Origin of the sequence: Streptomyces sp. NPDC005195 (assembly GCF_040608315.1) — a bacterium.
GTDB lineage: Bacteria > Actinomycetota > Actinomycetes > Streptomycetales > Streptomycetaceae > Streptomyces > Streptomyces kaempferi.
This window is the reverse complement of the sequence record NZ_JBEXHZ010000005.1, coordinates 38,707-60,167: the sequence shown is the minus strand read 5'-3', so window position 1 is coordinate 60,167 and position 21,461 is coordinate 38,707. Positions and strand designations below refer to the sequence as shown.

At 72.0% G+C, this 21,461-nt stretch carries 16 protein-coding genes; 8 read left to right on the top strand and 8 right to left on the bottom strand.

The window, feature by feature from the left end:
- Genes ABZV34_RS08075 through ABZV34_RS08065 form a run of 3 tightly spaced genes read right to left on the bottom strand, consistent with a single transcriptional unit; the run spans position 1 to position 4,521 of the window.
- Positions 1–966 carry a hydroxymethylglutaryl-CoA lyase gene (locus ABZV34_RS08075; RefSeq protein WP_356272451.1) on the bottom strand — a complete coding sequence of 322 codons (966 nt, stop codon included), beginning with the start codon at positions 964–966 and terminating at the stop codon, positions 1–3.
- Positions 963–2,891, bottom strand: coding sequence for an acetyl/propionyl/methylcrotonyl-CoA carboxylase subunit alpha (locus tag ABZV34_RS08070; RefSeq protein WP_356272449.1), 1,929 nt, complete (start codon positions 2,889–2,891; stop codon positions 963–965). The genes ABZV34_RS08075 and ABZV34_RS08070 overlap by 4 nt, the downstream gene beginning before the upstream one ends.
- Before the next feature lie 13 nt (positions 2,892–2,904).
- Complete coding sequence (locus ABZV34_RS08065; RefSeq protein WP_356272447.1) at positions 2,905–4,521, bottom strand: carboxyl transferase domain-containing protein; 1,617 nt, start codon at positions 4,519–4,521, stop codon at positions 2,905–2,907.
- A gap of 99 nt (positions 4,522–4,620) precedes the next feature.
- On the opposite strand from ABZV34_RS08065, the gene ABZV34_RS08060 reads away from it, so the two are divergent.
- The 4 genes from ABZV34_RS08060 to ABZV34_RS08045 all read left to right on the top strand — a co-directional run bounded on the left by ABZV34_RS08060 (position 4,621) and on the right by ABZV34_RS08045 (position 8,842).
- A complete protein-coding gene (locus ABZV34_RS08060) occupies positions 4,621–5,232 on the top strand; it encodes a TetR/AcrR family transcriptional regulator (RefSeq protein WP_356272445.1) in 612 nt (203 codons plus the stop codon).
- A 519-nt stretch (positions 5,233–5,751) separates the two neighbouring features.
- Positions 5,752–6,909 (top strand): acyl-CoA dehydrogenase family protein, encoded by a 1,158-nt coding sequence (locus tag ABZV34_RS08055; RefSeq protein WP_356272443.1) that lies wholly within the window; start codon positions 5,752–5,754, stop codon positions 6,907–6,909.
- A gap of 47 nt (positions 6,910–6,956) precedes the next feature.
- On the top strand, positions 6,957–7,847 hold the full coding sequence (gene tesB, locus ABZV34_RS08050) for an acyl-CoA thioesterase II (protein ID WP_356272441.1): 891 nt from the start codon (positions 6,957–6,959) through the stop codon (positions 7,845–7,847).
- A gap of 20 nt (positions 7,848–7,867) precedes the next feature.
- Complete coding sequence (locus ABZV34_RS08045) at positions 7,868–8,842, top strand: cation diffusion facilitator family transporter (RefSeq protein ID WP_356272439.1); 975 nt, start codon at positions 7,868–7,870, stop codon at positions 8,840–8,842.
- A gap of 89 nt (positions 8,843–8,931) precedes the next feature.
- On the opposite strand, the gene ABZV34_RS08040 is transcribed toward ABZV34_RS08045, so the two are convergent.
- The 4 genes from ABZV34_RS08040 to ABZV34_RS08025 all read right to left on the bottom strand — a co-directional run bounded on the left by ABZV34_RS08040 (position 8,932) and on the right by ABZV34_RS08025 (position 14,346).
- Positions 8,932–9,450, bottom strand: a complete 519-nt coding sequence (locus ABZV34_RS08040) for a hypothetical protein (RefSeq protein WP_356272437.1) — start codon at positions 9,448–9,450, stop codon at positions 8,932–8,934.
- 213 nt (positions 9,451–9,663) lie between these two features.
- Positions 9,664–10,404, bottom strand: coding sequence for a Crp/Fnr family transcriptional regulator (locus ABZV34_RS08035; RefSeq protein WP_356272436.1), 741 nt, complete (start codon positions 10,402–10,404; stop codon positions 9,664–9,666).
- 1,397 nt (positions 10,405–11,801) lie between these two features.
- Positions 11,802–12,590, bottom strand: a complete 789-nt coding sequence (locus ABZV34_RS08030; RefSeq protein WP_356272434.1) for a phosphatase — start codon at positions 12,588–12,590, stop codon at positions 11,802–11,804.
- 151 nt (positions 12,591–12,741) lie between these two features.
- Positions 12,742–14,346, bottom strand: a complete 1,605-nt coding sequence (locus ABZV34_RS08025) for a helix-turn-helix domain-containing protein (protein WP_356272432.1) — start codon at positions 14,344–14,346, stop codon at positions 12,742–12,744.
- 240 nt (positions 14,347–14,586) lie between these two features.
- On the opposite strand from ABZV34_RS08025, the gene ABZV34_RS08020 reads away from it, so the two are divergent.
- The 3 genes from ABZV34_RS08020 to ABZV34_RS08010 all read left to right on the top strand — a co-directional run bounded on the left by ABZV34_RS08020 (position 14,587) and on the right by ABZV34_RS08010 (position 19,005).
- Positions 14,587–16,056 (top strand): sodium:solute symporter, encoded by a 1,470-nt coding sequence (locus tag ABZV34_RS08020; RefSeq protein WP_356272430.1) that lies wholly within the window; start codon positions 14,587–14,589, stop codon positions 16,054–16,056.
- Between the two features lie 271 nt (positions 16,057–16,327).
- Positions 16,328–17,320, top strand: coding sequence for an agmatinase (gene speB, locus ABZV34_RS08015; protein ID WP_356272428.1), 993 nt, complete (start codon positions 16,328–16,330; stop codon positions 17,318–17,320).
- Complete coding sequence (locus ABZV34_RS08010; protein WP_356272426.1) at positions 17,317–19,005, top strand: thiamine pyrophosphate-binding protein; 1,689 nt, start codon at positions 17,317–17,319, stop codon at positions 19,003–19,005. The genes speB and ABZV34_RS08010 overlap by 4 nt, the downstream gene beginning before the upstream one ends.
- Before the next feature lie 68 nt (positions 19,006–19,073).
- Here the strand turns inward: ABZV34_RS08010 and ABZV34_RS08005 are convergent, their stop codons facing one another.
- On the bottom strand, positions 19,074–19,880 hold the full coding sequence (locus tag ABZV34_RS08005; RefSeq protein WP_356272424.1) for an endonuclease: 807 nt from the start codon (positions 19,878–19,880) through the stop codon (positions 19,074–19,076).
- A gap of 379 nt (positions 19,881–20,259) precedes the next feature.
- Here ABZV34_RS08005 and ABZV34_RS08000 point away from each other — a divergent pair, with 379 nt between their 5' ends.
- Complete coding sequence (locus tag ABZV34_RS08000) at positions 20,260–21,195, top strand: serine hydrolase (protein WP_356272422.1); 936 nt, start codon at positions 20,260–20,262, stop codon at positions 21,193–21,195.
- Positions 21,196–21,461: the final 266 nt, after the last annotated feature.

Below are 21,461 nucleotides of genomic sequence, written 5' to 3'. Positions count from 1 at the left end.
TCACTCCTGGTGCGAGAGGGCTTTGACGGTGCGGGACGGGCTGGGTCGGCCCAGTTGTCCGGCCATCCACACGCTGGTGGCGGTGAGGCGGCCGAGGTCGACCCCGGTGTCGACACCGAGGCCCTGGAGCATCCATACGAGGTCTTCGGTGGCGAGGTTGCCGGTCGCGGACTTCGCGTACGGACAGCCGCCGAGTCCGCCCGCGGACGCGTCGACGGTCGTCACCCCGTGCTGCAGGCTCGCCAGGGTGTTGGCGAGCGCCTGGCCGTAGGTGTCATGGAAGTGCACACCGAGCACGCTGGTCGGCACACCCTCCTCGTTGAGCTCGGCCAGCAGGTTCTGGACGTGGCCCGGCGTCGCCACGCCGATCGTGTCGCCCAGGCTCAGCTCGTCGCAGCCCATGTCCAGCAGGGCCCTGCACACACGCACGACCTGGTGGATGGGGACGGCGCCCTCCCAGGGATCGCCGAAGCACATCGAGACATAGCCGCGGACGTGCGCCCGCTCCGCCCTGGCCCGGGACACCACGGGCTCGAACATGGCCAGCGACTCGTCCACGGTCCGGTTGAGGTTGGCCTTCGCGAAGGACTCCGTCGCACTGGCGAAGACGGCGACGTGGCGGGCGCCGAGGGCCAGGGCCCGGTCGAGACCGCGTGCGTTCGGCACGAGGACCGGGAGGCGCACGCCCGGCGCTCCGCCGGTGCTCTCCAGGTCGCTCACCAGGGGGAAGAGCTGCTCGGAGTCCGCCAGCTGGGGCACCCACTCGGGATGGACGAAGCTGGTGGCCTCGACGGTGGTCAGGCCCGCGTCGGCGAGGCGCCGGATGAACTCGGCCTTGACCTCGGTCGGTACGGTCGCCTTCTCGTTCTGCAGTCCGTCGCGCGCGCCGACCTCGTGGATCCGCACCCGAGCGGGCAGGTCCGGGGCCGGCACGACCATCGGGAGGCCGAGTTCCGGGGTGCTCATGTCGTCTCCTCGTACGGGGTGATCACGGCCAGGATCTGGTCCATGGCGACCGTGGTGCCCGGGGTGACGTCCAGTTCGCTGACGGTTCCCGCGTGCGGGGCGGAGATGACGTGCTCCATCTTCATCGCCTCGACCACCAGCAGGCTCTGCCCCGCGGTCACCTCGTCCCCGACCGCGACCTTGACGACGGTCACCGTGCCGGGCATGGGCGCGGTCAGCGAGTCGGCGCCGGCGTGCGCCGCGCCGGTCAGGGACGCGGCCACCGGGTCGTGGTCGCGCACGTGCCAGGCGTCGCCGTCGCGGCCGAGCCAGTCGCCGGCGCGGTGGAAGGTGTGGCGTACGCCGTCGAGGGTCACGGAGACCTGGCCTGCAGTGACCGTGTGGGTGCCGCGCGGCACGTGGTCCACGGGGTCGTGCACCCGCAGGTGGAAGCCCACGGGCGCGGGGGTACCGCCCAGCCGCCAGCCGCTCGGCACCGAGAAGGGGTCGCTCCAGCCCTCGCCCCGGGGCCGCAGCGCGTCGAGCCGTACGGCCGCCGCCGCCTCGTACACCTCCTCCGGTACCTCACCGGAGACCAGTCCGTCGGCCTCCCGCTCCACCAGGCCGGTGTCCAACTCGCCCGCGACGACCGCCGGATGGGCCAGCAGCCGGCGCAGGAACCCGGCGTTGGTCTGGACGCCGAGCGTGACCGTCTCCGCGAGAGCGGCGCGCAGCTTGCGCAGCGCGGTCGCGCGGTCCGGGCCGTACGCGATGACCTTGGACAGCATCGGGTCGTACAGGCTGCCGACCTCCGTGCCCTCGCTCAGCCCCGAGTCGGTGCGCACCCCGTCGCCCTGCGGCTCGCGCAGGGAGAGCACCGTGCCGCCGGAGGGGAGGAAGCCGCGGGAGGGGTCCTCCGCGCAGACGCGCGCCTCGACGGCGTGTCCGGTGAGCGTGACGTCCTTCTGTTCGTAGGGCAGCCGCTCTCCCGCGGCCACCCGGAGCTGCCACTCCACCAGGTCGAGTCCCGTGACCAGTTCGGTGACCGGGTGTTCCACCTGGAGGCGGGTGTTCATCTCCATGAAGTAGTACGAGGACGGGTCGGAGCCGGGGACGATGAACTCCACGGTGCCCGCGCCCTCGTACCCGCAGGAGCGGGCCGCCTGGACCGCCGCCTCGCCCATGGAGGCCCGGGTCGCGTCGTCGAGGAACACGCTGGGCGCCTCTTCGATGATCTTCTGGTGGCGGCGCTGCAGGGAGCACTCGCGCTCGCCCAGGTGCACGACGTTGCCGTGGCCGTCCGCCAGGACCTGGATCTCGATGTGGCGGGGGCGGTCGACCCAGCGCTCGACGAGGAGGGTGTCGTCGCCGAAGGAGGCGCGGGCCTCGCGCCGGGCGGCGGCGATCTCGTCGGCCAGGTCCGCGGCGTCCCGCACCAGTCGCATGCCCTTGCCGCCGCCGCCCGCGCTCGGCTTCAGGAGTACCGGCATACCGATCTCCCGTGCCGCCTCGGCCAGCAGTGCGTCACTGAGACCGCTGCCGGACGAGCCGGGGACGACGGGGACTCCCGCCGCCCGGACCGTCTCCTTGGCGCGGATCTTGTCGCCCATGAGCGCGATCGCGTCGGCGGGCGGACCGATGAAGACGAGGCCGGCCTCGGCGCAGGCGCGCGCGAACGAGGCGTTCTCCGCGAGGAAGCCGTACCCCGGGTGCACGGCCTGGGCCCCGGTCCGCGCCGCCGCTTCCAGCAGGGCGGGCACCGACAGATAACTCTCGGCGGCCGGCGCCGGACCGATCCGTACCGCCGTGTCCGCCTCGCGCACGTGCCGGGCGTCGGCGTCCGCGTCGGAGAAGACGGCGACCGAGCGCACGCCCAGCGACCGCAGGGTGCGGATGACCCGGACGGCGATCTCGCCGCGGTTGGCCACAAGAACGGTGTCGAACATGATCAGAGGTCCCTCACATCCGGAAGACGCCGAACTGGGGATCACCCAGGGGCGCGTTGGCGCACGCGGTCAGGGCGAGGCCCAGCACCTGCCGGGTCTCCAGCGGGTCGATCACGCCGTCGTCCCAGAGGCGGGCCGTCGCGTAGTAGGCGCTGCCCTGCTGTTCGTACTGGGCGCGGATCGGGTCCTTGAAGGCGTCCTCGTCCTCGGCGGGCCAGGACTCCCCGCGCGCCTCCAGCTGGTCGCGCTTGACGGTCGCGAGGACGGACGCGGCCTGCTCGCCGCCCATCACGGAGATCTTGGCGCCGGGCCACATCCACAGGAAGCGCGGCGAGTAGGCCCGGCCGCACATGGAGTAGTTGCCCGCGCCGTACGAGCCGCCGATCACGACGGTCAGCTTCGGCACGCGGGTGCAGGCCACCGCCGTCACCATCTTGGCGCCGTGCTTGGCGATGCCCCCCGCCTCGTACTGGCGCCCGACCATGAAGCCCGAGATGTTCTGCAGGAACACCAGCGGGATGCCGCGCTGGTCGCACAGCTCGATGAAGTGGGCGCCCTTCTGGGCGGACTCCGAGAACAGGATGCCGTTGTTGGCGACGATCCCGACCGGATGCCCCTGGATACGGGCGAAACCGGTGACCAGGGTCTGCCCGAACTCCGCCTTGAACTCGGCGAAGCGCGAACCGTCGACCACGCGCGCGATGACCTCGCGCACGTCGTAGGGGGTGCGGGAGTCGACCGGGACGGCGCCGTAGATGCCGTACGGGTCGACCTTGGGCTCCGTGGCGGGTGTGACCTCCCAGGGCAGCGCTCCGCGCGCGGGGAGGGTGGCCGCGATGTTCCGGACGATCCGCAGCGCGTGCGCGTCGTCCTCCGCGAGGTGGTCCGTGACGCCCGACACGCGGGCGTGGACCTCGCCGCCGCCCAGCTCCTCGGCCGTGACGACCTCACCGGTGGCGGCCTTCACCAGGGGCGGGCCGCCCAGGAAGATCGTGCCCTGACCGCGCACGATCACGGCCTCGTCGCTCATCGCCGGGACGTACGCGCCACCGGCCGTGCACGATCCGAGGACGGCGGCGATCTGCGGGATTCCCGCTCCCGACATCCGCGCCTGGTTGTAGAAGATCCGCCCGAAGTGCTCGCGGTCGGGGAACACCTCGTCCTGCATCGGCAGGAAGGCTCCGCCGGAGTCGACGAGATAGACGCAGGGGAGGCGGTTCTCCAGCGCCACCTCCTGCGCCCGCAGGTGCTTCTTCACGGTCATCGGGTAGTACGTGCCGCCCTTGACGGTGGCGTCGTTGGCGACGATCACGCACTCGCGGCCGCTGACCCGGCCGATTCCGGCGATCACGCCGGCCGCCGGTGCCTGTCCCTCGTACATCCCGTGCGCCGCCAGGGGGGCCAGCTCCAGGAAGGGTGATCCCGGGTCCAGCAGCTGGTCCACCCGCTCGCGCGGCAGCAGTTTGCCGCGCGCGGTGTGGCGCTGCCGGGCCCGCTCGCCGCCGCCGAGCCGCGCCTCCGCGAGCTTGGCGCGCAGTTCCTCCCCGAGGGCGTGATGAGCCGCCTCGTTGGCCCGCCAGGCCTCCGAGGCGGGATCGGCCGCGCTCGTCAGCTCCGGTGCTTCGTGCATGTCCTGCGGTCCCCTCGCCCAGCGGTCCACCAGTTAGTGAGCGTTAACGCATGTCGTCCAGGTTAACGACCGCTAACCTCCCTGTCTAGAATTGCTTCCATGGCCACGAGAACCGACGCCCCCACCCGACGCGAGCAGATCCTCAGGGAGGCCGCCCGCCTCTTCGCCGAGCGCGGTTTCCACGGCGTCGGCGTGGACGAGATAGGGGCGGCCGTCGGTATCAGCGGCCCCGGTCTGTACCGGCACTTCCCGGGCAAGGACGCGATGCTCGCCGAGCTGCTGGTCGGGATCAGCGGACAACTGCTCACGGGAGGGAAACGGCGGGTCGCGGAGGCCGGTGGCGGCCCGGATGCGCTGCTCGACTCGCTCATCGAGGGGCACATCGACTTCGCTCTCGACGACCGGCCCCTGATCACCCTGCACGACCGTGAACTGGACCGCTTGCGGGACAGCGACCGCAAACTCGTGCGACAGCTCCAGCGGCAGTACGTCGAGCTGTGGGTCGAGGTCGTGCGGGAGGTGTATCCGGCCCTCACCGAACCCACCACCCGCTCGGCGGTGCACTCGGTGTTCGGGCTGCTGAACTCGACCCCCCACCTGGGACGGCCGGGCGCGTTGCCGGGGCGCGGGGTGACGGCGGCCCTGCTGCACCGGATGGCGCGGGGCGCCTTCGCGGCGGCCGGGGCGGCTGGTGGCGGTCCGACCGCGTGACCGGGGCATCGACCGGGATCCCTTCACCGCGCGGTCTTCATCCCGATCAGCCGGCTTCGGCACCGGCCGACCCCCTGCCGCCCAAGTGGTGGGGTCCATGGGCGCGTTGATCCCTGATGTGCGACCCGTGATCGGCGACCCGGGATCAGCGACCTGTGACCTGTGACCTCACCCGTGATCCGTGCCTGCGACCTGTGACCCGTGCCTGTGACCCGTGCCTGTGACCCGCGATCCGTCCCCGCGACCCGCGACGCGTGCCCTGACCTTCCGGTCGCGGGCCGACCCGGACAGGCGCCTCGCGGTGCGTCCCCGCCCGGTCGTCGAGCCGTGGCGGGCGGGCGTGACGAGCGTCATGGGGGAGGGCGGCCGATGGCTCTGGACGGTCGTCGTGACCGACGGGTAACCTGAGTCCTGAGCAAGCGCTTAGCCAAGGGTCGCGGCCATTCAATGAGCAGCCCCCACGGCGAGCAGCCACATCCGCGAGAGCGGCGCCGGTTCAGGCGCAGAGAGGGGCCGACGGTGCGCCGTACGGTGTTCAACGAGGACCACGAGGCGTTCCGGGAGACCCTGCGGGCCTTCATCGAGGCCGAGGTCGTTCCCGTCTACGACGAGTGGTTCGCCGCGGGCCAGGCGCCGCGCGACTTCTACCACAAGCTCGCCGAGCTCGGTGTCTTCGGCATCCGGGTCGACGAGGAGTTCGGCGGCGCCGCCATCGACTCGTACAAGTTCGAAGCCGTGATGTACGAGGAGACGGCCCGCGCGGGCGTCCAGTTCGGCGGCTCCGGCGTGCACGTGCTGCTCGGCCTGCCGTACATCAAGATGCTCGCCACCGACGAGCAGAAGAAGCGGTTCCTGCCGAAGTTCGTCACCGGCGAGGAGATGTGGGCGCTCGCGATGACCGAGCCGGGCACCGGCTCCGACCTCGCGGGCATGAAGACCACGGCCAAGCTCTCCGAGGACGGCACGCACTACGTCCTCAACGGCTCCAAGACCTTCATCACCGGCGGAGTCCACGCCGACCGTGTGATCGTCTGCGCCCGTACCTCCGCGCCCACCGCCGATGACCGCCGCTTCGGCATCTCCCTCTTCGCCGTCGACACCAAGTCCGAGGGCTACTCCATCGGCCGCAAGCTCGACAAGCTCGGCCTGAAGACCTCCGACACCGCCGAGCTCGCGTTCGTCGACGTCAAGGTGCCCGTCGAGGACCTGCTCGGCGAGGAGAACAAGGGCTTCTCCTACCTCGGCCACAACCTCGCCTCCGAGCGCTGGGGCATCGCGTTCGGCGCGTACGCCCAGGCCAAGGCGGCCGTCCGGTTCGCCAAGGAGTACGTCCAGCAGCGCACCGTCTTCGGCAAGCCCGTCGCGTCCTTCCAGAACACCAAGTTCGAGCTGGCCGCCTGCCAGGCCGAGGTGGACGCGGCCGAGGCCGTCGCCGACCGCGCCCTGGAGGCCCTCGACAAGGGCGAGCTGACGCCGGCCGAGGCCGCCAGCGCCAAGCTGTTCTGCACCGAGGTCGCGCACCGTGTCATCGACCGGTGCCTCCAGCTGCACGGCGGCTACGGCTTCATGAACGAGTACCCGATAGCCCGCCTGTACGCGGACAACCGCGTCAACCGCATCTACGGCGGCACCAGCGAGATCATGAAGTCGATCATCGCGAAGGACATGGGCCTGTAAGGCCCGCGAAGGATCATGAAAAACAACTGCGCGGTACAACTGACACCATGAGTCAGGCACTGCAGTCCCTGCTCGATCTGCTCGACCTGGAGCGGATCGAGCAGGACATCTTCCGCGGCCAGTCGCGCTCCGCCGTCGTCCCCCGGGTCTTCGGCGGGCAGGTCGCCGCGCAGGCGCTGGTCGCGGCGGGGCGCACCGTCCCGGAGGACCGGTTCGCCCACTCCCTGCACGCCTATTTCCTGCGTGCGGGGGACCCCGGCGCGCCCATCGTGTACTCGGTGGACCGCATCCGTGACGGCCGCTCCTTCACCACCCGGCGGGTGGTCGCCGTCCAGCACGGACAGCCGATCTTCCACCTCTCCGCGTCCTTCCAGGCGCACGAGGAGGGCATGGAGCACCAGGCCGCGATGCCGCCCGCGCCCGACCCGGAGACGCTGCCCACGGCCGCCGAGCTGCTGCCGCGGTACGCCGACGTCCTGGGGGACCCCGCCGTCGTGGAGCGTCTCCTGGAGGCGCGCGAGTCCGTCGACCTGCGCTATGTCGACCCGCCGCCCTACGGCACCGTGGGCGAGACCCGCGAACCGCACTCCCAGGTGTGGTTCCGCACCAACGGCAAACTCGACGGCGCCGTCGACCAACCGCTGCTGCACGTCGTCCTCGCCACGTACGTCTCCGACATGACGCTCCTCGACTCCATCCTGCTCGCGCACGGGCGCGGCGGGTGGGTGACCGGTGACGTCGTCGGGGCCTCGCTGGACCACGCGATGTGGTTCCACCGGCCCTTCCGCGCCGACGAATGGCTGCTGTACGACCAGGAGTCCCCGTCCGCGTCCGGGGGCCGCGGGCTCGGCCAGGCCCGGATCTACACCCAGGACGGCCGGCTGGCCATCTCGGTGATCCAGGAGGGCGTGGTCCGGATCCCCCGCGAGTTGTCCTGATCCCCGGGTAGGACTGGGGCATGACTGAAGCTGCACAGGACGACGGCGGCGCGGGCGAGAGCACGGTGACGGTGATCGTCGCCGCCCTCGCCAATCTGGGGATCGCGGTCGCCAAGGCGGTCGCGGGCGTCATCAGCGGATCGAGCGCGATGCTGTCCGAGGCCGCGCACTCGGTGGCCGACACGGTCACCGAGGTGCTGCTGCTCACCGCGCTCAAGCGCAGCGAGAAACCGGCCGACGAGGAGCACCCCCTCGGATACGGGCCCGAACGCTACATCTGGGCGATGCTCGCGGCGGTCGCGACCTTCGTCGGCGGCGCGGTGTTCTCGATCTACGACGGGGTGCACACCCTCGTCGCGGGCGAGGAACCGGGCAACCCTGTCGTCTCCTACGTCGTGCTCGCGGTCGCCTTCCTGCTGGAGGGCTACTCCCTGCGCACCGGCGTGCGCCAGGCACGCGGTGAGGCGGCGCGGATCGGGGCGCCCTTCAAGCGCTACCTCCGCCACACCCCGGACACCGCGGTGAAGGCCGTGGTCCTGGAGGACTCGGCCGCGCTGATCGGCCTCGTCCTCGCCGCGGGCGGTCTGCTCGGCGGGCAGCTCACCGGCTCCGGCGTCTGGGACGCCGTCGCGTCCCTCTGTATCGGCCTCCTGCTGCTGTACGTCGCCTGGGTCCTCGGCCGCTCCAACGCGGAGCTGCTCATCGGGCGTCCGCTGCCGAAGGCCGTCCGGGAGGGCATCCGGGCCGAACTGCTCGCGGTGGAGCACGTGGAGGCCGTACTGGAGCTGACGACCCTGGTCCAGGGACCGCGCGAGGCGCTCGTCGCGGCCAAGGTCGACTTCCGTGACGTGTCGACCGCCGCCCAGATCGAGTGGGCCTGCGAACAGGCCGAACAGCGACTGCGGGAGGCGTTCCCGGCGGTGAGCCGGGTGTACCTGGACCCGACCCCGGGCCATGACCGACGCCGGGCCGAGGGGCTGAACCCCTGGCCCTGAGGGCTGTCCGCACGGCGGGTCTCCGCCCTGGCCGGGCACGGGTTCGCCCCCCTTCCCGGCCGGAGCCGTCCGTGTTCCTCGCGGACCGGTCAGGCCTTGCGCAGGACCCGGATGCGCTGCTGCGCCCTGCTCACGGCGCGCTCCACTTCCCTGCGGGCGTGCTCCTGGCGCATCGCGCGCTCCAGGTGGGCGTCCAGCTCCGACTGCGGCACCCGTGCCGTGCCGGTGAGCGGGGGCAGGCCCGTGGCCAGGTAGTCCTCCAAGTGCTGGGCGACGTCGCCCAGTTCGGCCCGGATCACCTCCAGCTGACCGGCACAGGCCCCGATGAGGTGCCGCAGTCTCCGCAGCGGCGCGAGGTCGGCGGCCCGGCAGGGCTTCTGGGCGAGCTCGCAGAGCTTCTCGAAGGTCTCCTTGAGGTAGTGGTCGGCGTCGTCGAGGTCCTTGGCGTCGTCGTCGGTGGCGCGGGTCCTCTTCGTCCAGGCGAACACCTGCCGGCCATGGCGGAGCCCGAGGACGGCGAGGATGGCCATGGCTGCGCCGGACAGGGCGGCCACGACCGGGGAGCCGGCGCCGGTGCCGGCCGCCAGGGTGGTCGGGCTGAGGGTCATCGTGGTCCGATTCCGTTCGTGGGAGCGCGCGTGAGTCCGCACGGGGCCCGCACGGCGCGGGAGTTCGTTCGTGCGGGGCCGGCCGTCGTGGCCGCGGGGGTGGGACGGTGGAGGACGGGGCGGCTGGGGGCTGGGGCGTGCGGCGAAAGTCCCGTCGTCCGCCCGGAGGGCGGGCCGGGCGTCGCGAGGCGGGCGGGGCTTTCGCGACACGCCCTACGCGGGCATGGCGATGTCGCGCAGGGCGTGCAGGTCCGTCACCGCGAACTGCCGGTACCTGGTGGTGATCGCGTCGTGGCTGTCGCGCAGGGTGCGGACCGCGTTCTCCACGGTGGAGACGCCCATCAGGAGCGCGTCGGCGATGTCGCGCTGGGTCGGTCCCAGGATGGTGACGTGGCCGGGGTCGGCGGAGTTCGTCCTGCCGGCGATCGCGGCCAGGTGCAGCAACAGGCCGCCGACCCGCTGCACGGGGGAGCGGGTCGGCGTGCAGTAGATCATCTCGTCGCTGCGGTTGCGATCCTCCAGACTGCGCAGCAGGGCCAGTTGGGCTTCCGGCTGGCGGCGCAGCAGGAGGTTCATGCGCTGCACGGGACAGGGCATGACCCAGGTCGTCGTCAGGCAGACGGTCGTGACCGTCGCCTCAGGGGCGATCAGCTTGGCCTCGCCCAGGAGTTCACCGGCGCCGCGGAACCTCGTGATCCTGGTGGAGGCGACCCCGGGCCCGAAGGGGAAGCGCTCCTGGAGGACGCAGCCGCCCAGGAGGATGTACACGCTGCCGTCGCCCGGTCCGAGCGGCAGCTCCTCGTCGCGTTCGTAGACACGGGTGTCCAGTCCCCAGGTGCTGACGAGCAGTGGCCAGGTGTTGCCGGGGAGATGGTGGAGGAAGCTGCCCCCGGGCATCGCCTGACGGCCCTTCAGGACGTCGCTGGTGCGGAAGGCGTCGACCTTGGGAGGCATCGGTCACTCCCCTGCCCCGGCCGCGCGGTGCGGTACCGGGGCGTACGGCCGTAACCGGCCGTGTTGGTGACGCTGTGTCAGTCGAGGGGTGCCGAGGGCCGGGGCGCCGGGGTTCTTCGGCGCGGCGACGCCATCGGCGATGGCGGTCTGCATCGGTTCTGAGGTCCTTCCCGCTCGGGAGAAGCAGGGGACCGGGTGGGTCCGCCACGCGGCGGACGCACCCGGGCTGGTGGGTCCAGAGCCCTCTCCGTCGCATGGCCGCCCGGCTGGTTTAGGTCCGGGCGCGAGGCGAAGGCGTTACATCGACAAGTTACCTCCACTCGCGAGGAAATCTCCAGTCACGCATGTGCGCGGCGGGAATTCCCGTCGGCGACCGGTCGGGGAGAGAAGGGAAAACAAACCCTCGGGAGAGGGTTTTGTTTTGCGGTGATTGCGCTGGGTGTGCTTGAGGTTACGCTCCGTCTGCGGGGAGATGGGTGCCGCCCATGCATGCCGCAATTCCAGAACGCTGTACGTGGAAACGGCGTTGAATTTACCGCGGATGAGCGGTGCGGGGCGCACATGTGAACGCGGAGGAAAGCAAGGAGGCCTCGGGGAACCACCCCCGAGGCCTCCAGGAAAGGGTCTGGACCCACCAAGGCTCAGACCGACTTCCAGTAAACACCATGAGCTGCGGAAAGGTCACCGGGGCGGGGAAACGTCGGGCGGCCTCCCCTCTGGGGAGGGATTCGGGGGCCGCACCTCACCGCGCCCCGTCGTGGGGACGGGTCGCGCCGCCGCACCGCGCCATAGATCCCTTTTGGCGGGTTAGGCGCTTTTCGTCGCGCGGTTCGCTTCGTTCATGCCCGCCGCCGGAACGGCACGAGTGAATAACGATCACCTCGGGATCGGTGTCGACCGGTCGACTCGGGGCCCCTTCCCGGCGTGTCTGCTCGACCGGTAGTTCGACAGGCGAATGAACAAGTGTTCAGTAAAGTGCGTTAATGTCGCCACTTATCTTTCCCGGGGCTGTCGGCAGCGCGACCGTGCAAGGCTTTCCCCGTCGGCTTTCCCTTTATTCCCGACGGTGTCGCGCGCTGTGGATGGGGCGCCCGATCTCCTTTGGGAAAGTGCCCGTGGAAAAGGGATTCGCGCAGGGCGGTGATCCGCTCACCCGCCCTTTTCCGGCGGCGTCCGATATCTGGAGAACGGCCTCTCGGTGAGAGGGCCCGGCCGGGGAACGGCGGGTCCGGGCGCGCGGTTGGGCCCGGCCGTGCCGCCAACACCGCGGTACGGCGGGGAGGTCGGCCCGACGGGAGGTTCCAACGGTGCGTAGCGGCCCGTGTACGCATCGGGCAAGGGCGACTACATTCCGTAGCCGCCTTGTGCGGGGGGCGCGGATGTTCCCGCGGCGGATGTCAGACGAGGCCCGCCGCGTCGAGCAGGTACGCCGTCATCGGGTCGTAGTGGCGCGGGCTGACGACATGGTCGTCCAGCGGGACCACGACCTGGACGGTGCCCTCCGCCTCGGCGAGGAACAGGGCCGGGTCGTTGCAGTCGGCGTAGCCGACGGAGTCCACGCCCTGCTGGCCCGCGCGGCCGGCCCACCCGTGGTCGGCCACGACCAGGTCGGGCAGCGGGCGGCCCTCGCGCTCCAGACCCGTGAGGATCGCGTGCATCGGCTCACCGGAGTGCGTGTGCCACAGCGTCGCGCCGTGCTCCAGCACGGCCACGTCCGCGAACTGCATGACGTAGCCCTCGTCCGTCTGGAGCCCCTCCGGGATCACCACGATCTCGCAGCCCGCACCGCGCAGGGCGGCGGCCGTGGCCCGGTGCACGTCGAGCAGGCCGCCCGGGTGGCCGGTCGCGAACAGCACCCGCTGCCGTCCCTCGGCCGCCTTGCGCAGCCGGGCCGCGAGCCGGTCCAGGGCGTCCACGGTCAGCTCGGGGTCGATGGTGTCCTGCCCGTACCGGTATTCCGGGTCGTCGTTGACGCCGACCCGTTCCGCCATCACCGCGAGGACGTCCTGCTCGTCGGTCCATCGGTCGCCGAGCTCCAGGCCGAGCCACCAGTTGCGCTCGCCGTTGGCCAGCTTGCGGTAGTGGGAGAGGTTGTTCTCGCGAGGGGTGGCGACATCGCCCGCGATGCGGGTCTTCACGAGATGGCCGACAAGTTCGGCGCGGCTGGGGGTCCCGGATATTGGCATGCTCCCATTGTGCCGGGACGTCCCGCCGGGGGAGCCGTTGTCCCGCGCCCTGGGACGCGGGTCACTCGGGCTACGGGCGTGCGGGGGAGCGCGGACCCCGGGGCGCCCGCCGCCCGGTCGCCGCCCGCCCGGCCGTTGCCCGGCCGCCCGCTCACCGCTCCCGCAGCGCGAACCACAACTCCATGCGCACATCGGCGTCGTCGAGATCGGCCCCCAGCAACGCCGCGCAGCGCGCCACACGTTGGCGCACGGTGTTGCGGTGGACGCCGAGGGCCACCGCGGTGCGGTCCCAACTGCCGTGCAGGGACAGCCAGGTGCGCAGGGTCTCGGTGAGGGACGGGGTCGCGGCGATGGGTGCGAGCAGGGCGCGGGCGTGGGTCTCCGCGTCGGCCGCGGGAACGAGGTCGGCGAGCGCGGGACGCTCCGCGTGGCGCACCAGCGCCGAACGGGTCGCCCGCGCGCGGGCCAGTGCCCGGGCGGCCTGGGTGTCGGCGAGCGCCCACTCGTGCGGGCCGACGGGCGCGCTGACCCCGCATGTCCAGCCCTGCTGGGCGGCCGGCTCGCCGTCGCCGGTCGCGAGGACACGTACCACGTCGCCGCCCGCGTCGATGAGAGCGGAGCCCAGCGCGGTCCCCAGCGCGGAGGCGGCGACGGCGTCCGGAGCGGGACCGTCCGCCGTGGGCCGCGCGTGCACGACGATCCACCGTTCCCCGCCCAGCAGGGGGGCGACCGTTTCCGGCGCTGCCCCGAGCAGCAGCCGGACGAGGGCCGACGACCGTGCCGCGCCGCTCCCGCTCTGCTGTTCCCCGGTGAGCAGGGAGAGCAGCACGGCCGCGACGGAGGCGATGGTGTGGTCCCCGGGGTCGCGGCGCGGCGCCGCCACGCCGAGGACGAAGCCCTGCCCGCCGCCGAGGGCGTAGGCGGCCAGGTGGGTGCCCTGGACGGTGTCGCTGGCGGAGGAGGGGGCCGGGCCCGGGGTCTCCCCGGGCCGTACCACCGCCGCCAGTCCGGCGAGGGCCCGCGCGACGGGTGCCTCCGGGGTCCGTCCGGCACCCGCCAGCTCCGCCCCCTCCGGCCCGTACAGCACGGCCCGGCCGGACACCCGCTGGGCCAGCCGGCGCAGCACCGCGGGCACCGGGTCGGGGCGGGCGGCCGCGGCGGCCAGACTCTGCTGGCCCTCCGTGACGCGGTGCAGTTCCGCCAGGCGGGCCTGGGCCATCAGCTGCCAGACCGCGCGGGCCACCCCCGAGAAGGTCGTCTGGGGCGGGACCTCGATCAGCGGGAGGCCCTGGGCGTCGCAGGCCTCGACCAGCGCGCGCGGAACCGTGTCGTGCACCGGTGCCACGCCGAAGCCCAGCGCCGCGCCGCCCGCCGCGACGATGCGCGAGACGTAGCCGTCGAAGTACTCCCGAAGCCCCGGCCGGGCCCGGCCGGGGGCGTCCCCCGCCGGGCCCGGCGCCTTGGGGACGTGCACGCCCGCGGTCAGCAGCAGCTCACCGCCCAGCAGATAGGGGTACGGGTCCGCCATCTCCGAGGTGTGCGCCCAGTGGATCACCGTGTCCGGGTCGGCGGGGCCCGCGATACGGCGCAGGGCCAGGTCCTCCCGGGCCAGCAGCGCGCTCAGCGGCACCGGCGGAGTGGGTGGGACAGGCGGAGCCGGGGGGCCCGGCGGAGCCGATGGCGCGGACGGGATCGGCGGGCCTGGCGGGGTGGATGCGTCCGGCGTGGCGTCCGGCATGGTGGTCATTCCCTCCATCCGGTTCGGTGACAGTGGATGAAAAGTACACTTCAGAGTCGCCTTCCGGCCACCTAGGGTCGTGCCGTCGGCAGCCGCGGGTACGGGCGTATGTCCCCGCGATCCGCTGCCGCACCGACCGGGCGGGAACCGCTCGCGGATCCGCCGCCGGTCTTCCCGGCCGGACCGTGCTCGCCCCGGCCGCGTCCCCATCCGTATCTGCACGACACGCCACCGAGAGTGAGCGAAGGAGGGCCCCGCATGGCCGTCGACTACACAGTGATCGTCGTCTATCTGGCCGGCATGCTGGCCATGGGCTGGTGGGGCATGCGCCGCGCCAAGTCCAAGAGCGACTTCCTCGTCGCGGGACGCCGGCTCGGGCCCGCGATGTACTCCGGGACCATGGCCGCGATCGTGCTGGGAGGGGCCTCCACCATCGGCGGCGTCGGGCTCGGATACCAGTACGGGCTCTCCGGGGCCTGGATGGTGTTCACCATCGGGCTCGGCCTGCTCGCCCTCTCCGTCTTCTTCTCCGCCCGCATCGCCCGGCTGAAGGTCTACACCGTCTCCGAGATGCTGGACCTGCGCTACGGCGGCCGGGCCGGTGTCATCTCCGGCGTCGTCATGTGGGCGTACACCCTGATGCTCGCGGTGACCTCGACCATCGCGTACGCCACGATCTTCGACGTCCTCTTCGACATGAACCGGACGCTCGCGATCGTCATCGGCGGCTCGATCGTGGTCGCCTACTCGACGCTCGGCGGGATGTGGTCGATCACCCTCACCGACATGGTGCAGTTCGTGGTCAAGACCATCGGTGTGCTGCTCCTGCTGCTGCCCATCGCGGTGATCAAGGCCGGCGGGTTCAGCGCGATGAAGGCCAAGCTGCCCACCGAGTACTTCGATCCGCTGGGCATCGGCGGCGAGACGATCTTCACCTACGTGCTCATCTACACCTTCGGCATGCTCATCGGCCAGGACATCTGGCAGCGCGTGTTCACCGCCCGCAGCGACACCACGGCGCGGTGGGGCGGCACGGTCGCCGGCACCTACTGTCTGGTGTACGCCGTCGCGGGCGCCGTCATCGGCACGGCGGCCAAGGTCCTCTACCCGACGCTGCCCAGCGCCGACGCCGCCTTCGCGACCATCGTCAAGGACGAACTCCCGGTCGGCGTGCGCGGGCTGGTACTGGCCGCGGCGCTCGCGGCCGTCATGTCGACGTCCTCCGGCGCGCTGATCGCCTGCGCCACCGTCGCCAACAACGACATCTGGTCCCGGCTGCGGGGAACCGTACGGCCCACGGGCGAGGAGCACGGCGGCGACCACGACGAGGTCAGGGGCAACCGGATCTTCATCCTCGTCATGGGCGTCGCGGTGATCGGCACCGCCATCGCGCTCAACAACGTCGTCGAGGCGCTGACCGTCGCGTACAACCTGCTCGTCGGCGGGCTGCTCGTGCCGATCCTCGGCGGACTGCTGTGGAAGCGCGGGACCGCGCAGGGCGCGCTGGCCTCCGTCGTGGTCGGCGGGCTGGCGGTCGTCGGGCTGATGGGGGTGTACGGCGTCCTCGCCAACGAGCCGGTCTACTACGGGCTGCTGTCCTCGCTGGTCGTGTACGTGATCGTGTCCCTGGTCACACCCGCGACCGATCCGGCGGTGCTGGTCGCGTGGCGTGAGCGACTGGCCGGCCGTGGGGTGCCTTCGGCGGAGGGGACGGAGGTACCGGCGTGAGCGGGGCCCGGACCCCGGGCTCCCGGGGTCCGGGGCCCGTGTGCGGCCGCGGGTTGTCCGTGGCTGGTCGCGCGGTTCCCCGCGTCCCCGAAGGGACGCTGCGCCCCCCGGGGCCGTGAAGGAGCCCGGTGGGGCTCAGGGGGCTGAAGAGTTTCGGGCCGGTCGCCGTGGGGCGGCCGGGCCGGGCGGACTCCGGTGGTCGGGGTCCGCGACACTGGAAGACGTATCACCCGTACCACGCATCACCGGTATCACCTGGAGGAGTCCGACGATGAGCAGCACCGAGAACCCGGCAGCAGGCGGCAGCCAGCCACGCGGCCCCGTCGACTCGTCCCGCGTCCCGCGGTACGCCGGCCCCGCGACCTTCGCCCGGCTGCCCCGCCTCGACGAGGTCGGCACCGCCGACGTCGCCGTGGTCGGCGTGCCGTTCGACTCCGGGGTCTCCTACCGGCCCGGCGCCCGCTTCGGCGGCAACGCGATCCGCGAGGCCTCCCGCCTGCTGCGCCCGTACAACCCGGCGCAGGACGCCTCCCCCTTCGCCCTCGCCCAGGTCGCCGACGCCGGTGACATCGCGGCGAACCCGTTCAACATCAACGAGGCCGTGGAGACGGTCGAGGCGGCGGCCGACGAGCTGCTCGGCACCGGCGCCCGGCTGATGACCCTCGGCGGCGACCACACCATCGCGCTGCCCCTGCTGCGCTCCGTGGCGAAGAAGCACGGCCCGGTCGCCCTGCTCCACTTCGACGCGCACCTCGACACCTGGGACACGTACTTCGGCGCGGAGTACACCCACGGCACCCCGTTCCGCCGCGCCGTCGAGGAGGGCATCCTCGACACCTCCGCGCTCTCCCACGTCGGCACCCGCGGCCCCCTGTACGGCAAGCAGGACCTCACCGACGACGAGAAGATGGGCTTCGGCATCGTCACCTCGGCGGACATCTACCGCCGCGGCGCCGACGAGGTCGCCGACCAGCTGCGCCAGCGCATCGGAGACCGCCCGCTCTACATCTCCATCGACATCGACTGCCTCGACCCGGCGCACGCGCCCGGCACCGGCACCCCGGAGGCGGGCGGCATGACCTCCCGCGAGCTCCTGGAGATCCTGCGCGGACTGTCCTCCTGCAACCTGGTCTCCGCGGACGTGGTCGAGGTCGCGCCCGCCTACGACCACGCCGAGATCACCGCCGTCGCCGCGTCCCACACGGCGTACGAACTGACCACGATCATGTCCCGCCAGATCGCCCAGGAGAAGGCCCCGAAGTGACCCACGACCACGACCTGGTACTCCGTCCGTCGGCGGCGCAGACGGAGGCCGCGCTGAACCCGCCCCCCGGCCGCAACGGCGGGGACCTGGTCGTGGAGACCCTCTCCGGGCTCGGCGCGACCACCGTCTTCGGCCTGCCCGGCCAGCACGCGCTGGGCATGTTCGACGCGCTGCGCCGCTCCTCGCTCCAGTACGTGGGACTGCGCGTCGAGAACAACGCGGGGTTCGCGGCGGACGCGTACGGCCGGATCACGGGGGAGGCCGCGCCGCTGCTGCTCTCCACCGGCCCGGGGGCGCTGACCTCGCTCGCCGCGCTCCAGGAGGCGGCCGCCGCCTCGGCCCCCGTCCTCGCGATCAGCAGCCAGGTCCCGACCGCCGGACTGGGCGGCGGACGCCATGGCTATCTGCACGAACTCCCGGACCAGCAGGCCGCGTTCAGGGGCGTCGTGAAGTCCGTCCACACCGTCCGCGCACAGTCGCAGATCCCCTCCGCCCTCGCGGCGGCCTGGGAGTCCGCGCTGACGGCCCCGCACGGCCCGGTCTGGGTGGAGATCCCGCAGGACGTCCTCCTCGCCGAGACCTCCCTGCCGGCGGTGACCGCGATGGACGCGACCCCCGAGGAGGTCGTCCCGCGCCCCGAACTGACCGCGGTCGCCGCCCACCTGCTGTCCACGGCCGCCCGCCCCGCGATCATCGCGGGCGGCGGGGTCGTACGGGCGGACGCCTCCGGCAAGCTGCGCCGGCTCGCCGAGCGGCTGAACGCCCCCGTCGTCACCACCTTCGGCGGCAAGGGCGCCTTCCCCTGGAACCACCCGCTGTCCCTCCAGTCCTGGCTGGAGGACCGGCACACCACCGACCTCCTGGAGGACGCCGACGTCCTGCTCGTGGTCGGCTCGGGTCTCGGCGAACTGTCCTCGAACTACCACACGTTCAAGCCCCGCGGCCGGGTGATCCAGATCGAGGCCGACCTCGGCAAGCTGGAGTCCAACCATCCGGCACTGGGCATCCACGCCGACGCCAGGCTCGCGCTCTCCGCGCTCCTGGAGACGGTCGACGAGCGCCCCGACCCGACGGCGCCGGAGCGCGTGCGCACCCTGCTCGCGCGGGTGGGCGAGCGCATCGCCGCGCAGGAACTCACCCTGGAGCAGGGCGTGCTGGCGTCCGTGCGCCGCGCCCTGCCGGACGACTCCCCGTCCTTCTGGGACATGACCATCCTGGCGTACTGGGCGTGGTCCGCCTTCGACCCCCGCCGGCCCAACACCATGCACTCCGCCCAGGGCGCCGGCGGCCTCGGCTACGGCTTCCCGGCGGCCCTCGGAGCGGCGGCCGCCGACCCCTCCCGCCCGGTCCTCGCGGTCTCAGGCGACGGCGGAGCGCTGTACTCGATCGCCGAGCTGGCCACGGCGAAGCAGTACGGCCTCGACGTCACCTGGCTGATCGTCGACGACGGCGGCTACGGCATCCTGCGCGAGTACATGACGGACGCCTTCGGCGAGGCGACGGCGACGGAACTGGCCCGCCCGGACTACGTGGCCCTCGCCGAGTCCTTCGGCGTCCCGGGCGTCCGCACGAGCCCCGGGACGCTGGAGGCGGACCTGGCCGAGGCGCTGGCGAGCCCCGGCCCTTCGGTGGTGCTGCTTCCGGCGGTGCTGCGGATGTTCGCGCCCACGCACCTCGACGCCTGACCGGCTGCCGGACGGACCGGCTGCCGGACGGACCGGCCACCGCACCGGGCGGTGGCCGGCCCGAGCCGCTACCAGATCGCCTCGACCCACTCCGGGTGGTCGATGAACGGGTTGCGGTTGTGCTGGTAGGTGTCGTAGATGACCTGGTTGCGCTTCTCCTCGAAGGCGCTCGGCGGGTCCTGCTCGTTCCACTGCTTCAGCACGGACAGCTTGCCGATGTACGGGGCGCTGCCGTTGTTGACCTTCTCGTCGGGTTCCAGGTCGGCGAACCCGTCGCCGCCGTCGTAGCGGACCGCCATGTAGAGGATCATGCGGGCCACGTCGCCCTTGTCGGCGTCGCGCGGCTCGAAGGAGTCGGAGTCGACCTTGCTGCCGCCGCCGCCCGTGACCGCGCTGCCGCCGTTGTCGAAGTCCAGGTTGCCCCGGATGCTGTTGACCTGGACGTCCGCCGGACGCAGGTGGTGCAGGTCGGTGCCGGGACCGGTCGCCTCGCCGAAGTCGCCGTGCGACTTGGCCCAGGTGTGCTCGCGGTTCCAGTCGCCGAGGTCGCCGCCGTTGAGGGACTTGGCGCGGGAGACCCCGCTGTACAGCAGGATCACGTTGTTGCTGTTGTTCGGGTCCTGGTCGGTGGCCTTCAGCGCGTTCCAGACCGCCGAGTACGAGATCTTGCTCTGGCTGCTGATGATGGTGTGCAGCGAGGACTTCAGGCTCGCGCCGGTCTTGCCGACCGCGTTCTTGTAGTACGTGCTGTCGTACGCGGTCGTCGTCGCGCTCGCGGGGGACGCGGTGACCGTCGGCAGGGTGAGGCCCACCAGTACGGCGGACGTGGTCAGCGCCAGCGTCTTCCAGCGGCGTGTGTGCGTTGTCGCGGGCATCGTGGGGAGTCCGTTCTACGCGTGTTGATCGAGCGGGCAACCGGAGCGTGACATGCACATGCGGCGCGGGCAATGAACGGGCGGTGTCGGTTCCGTGTCGGAATCCGGCAGGCCGCCTTCCGGTGAGTCGCCTTCAGGGCACGCGACATGGCGCGGCGAGCGGCCGCGGCGGGGGTGAACGCCGGGCGGTGCTGCGGTAGTCGGCTCGGTGCGGCGGCGGCCACCCGTCGCGCGGCGGATGGCGCGGCCCGCGTTCCGCCCGCGGGCGGGCCGCGGAGCCCTACGAACACACGTACAACCCTCGGTCACCTCTGCGAGTCATGACAGGCGGGTGCGCCGCAGGCGCGCTCGTACTGTTCGAAGGGGATGGGGAACCTCCATGACTCACCGGATATCCCGGCGTGCCCGGATGCTCGCAGCGAGCCTCGGCGCCGGGATGCTCGTGCCGCTCGCGGCGGCCGCGGCACCGGCCTCCGCTGCCGCGGCGCCGCAGGTCAGTTGTACGTCCGCCAAGGCGGGCCTGGCCGCCGCACTGCAGAAGGACATCACCGCGGCCCTGAAGAACCGTGCCGGCACCGTCGCCGTCGGACTCTACGACCGGACGACGAAGACGACCTGCACCCTGCGTGCCACCTCCGCCTACGACTCCGCCAGTGTGGTCAAGGTCACCGTGCTGGCCACGCTGCTGTGGGACGCGAAGAAGCACAACCGGTATCTGACCAGTCGTGAGCAGACGCTCGCCACGGCCATGATCACCAAGTCGGACAACACCGCGACCAGCACGCTGTGGAAGCAGCTCGGCGTGACCAAGGTGAAAGGTTTCCTCACCGCCGCCGGGATGACCGAGACCAAGCCGGGCGCGAACGGCTACTGGGGTCTCACCCAGATCACCGTGCGCGACGAGCAGAAACTGCTCGGGCTGCTCACCGCCAAGAACTCCGTGCTGAGCGACAACTCCCGCGCGTACGAGCTGAAGCTGATGGGCAAGGTCATCTCCTCGCAGCGCTGGGGCACCCCGGCGGGAGCGCCCTCCTCGGTCGCCGTGCACGTCAAGAACGGCTGGCTGTCGCGCTCCACGCACGGCTGGCGCGTCCACAGTGTCGGCACCTTCAACGGCGCCGGTCACGACTACATGATCACCGTGCTCACCCACGGGAACAGCACCATGAGCTACGGCGTCAGCACCATCCAGGGTGTCGCCAAGGCGATCCACAAGGATCTCGTGCCGGCCACCTCCAAGAGCAGCGCGAGCGTGCTGCGGTACGTGCCCACCGGCACCCCGCAGGAGGCTTCCGTGCCCGCGCCCGCGAGCTGACGGCGCGGCCGGACGACCCCTGTTCCACGCGAGTCCGCTCCCGGGCCGTCCGCGCGTCCCACCGTGACCGCGTGCGCCTGAGATCCGTTCTCGTCACCGTCACCGTCACCGTCACCGTCACCGTCACCGTCACCGTCACCGTCGGCCTGTTCGGGCGGGGCCCTCACCGGCCCCGCCCGTTCGCTTTCCGCCGCCCTGGAGAGCCGCTCCGGCGCGCTCGACAGGTCGACGTACGAGGGCACCTCCGTCGGCCCTCTGTCCGCACC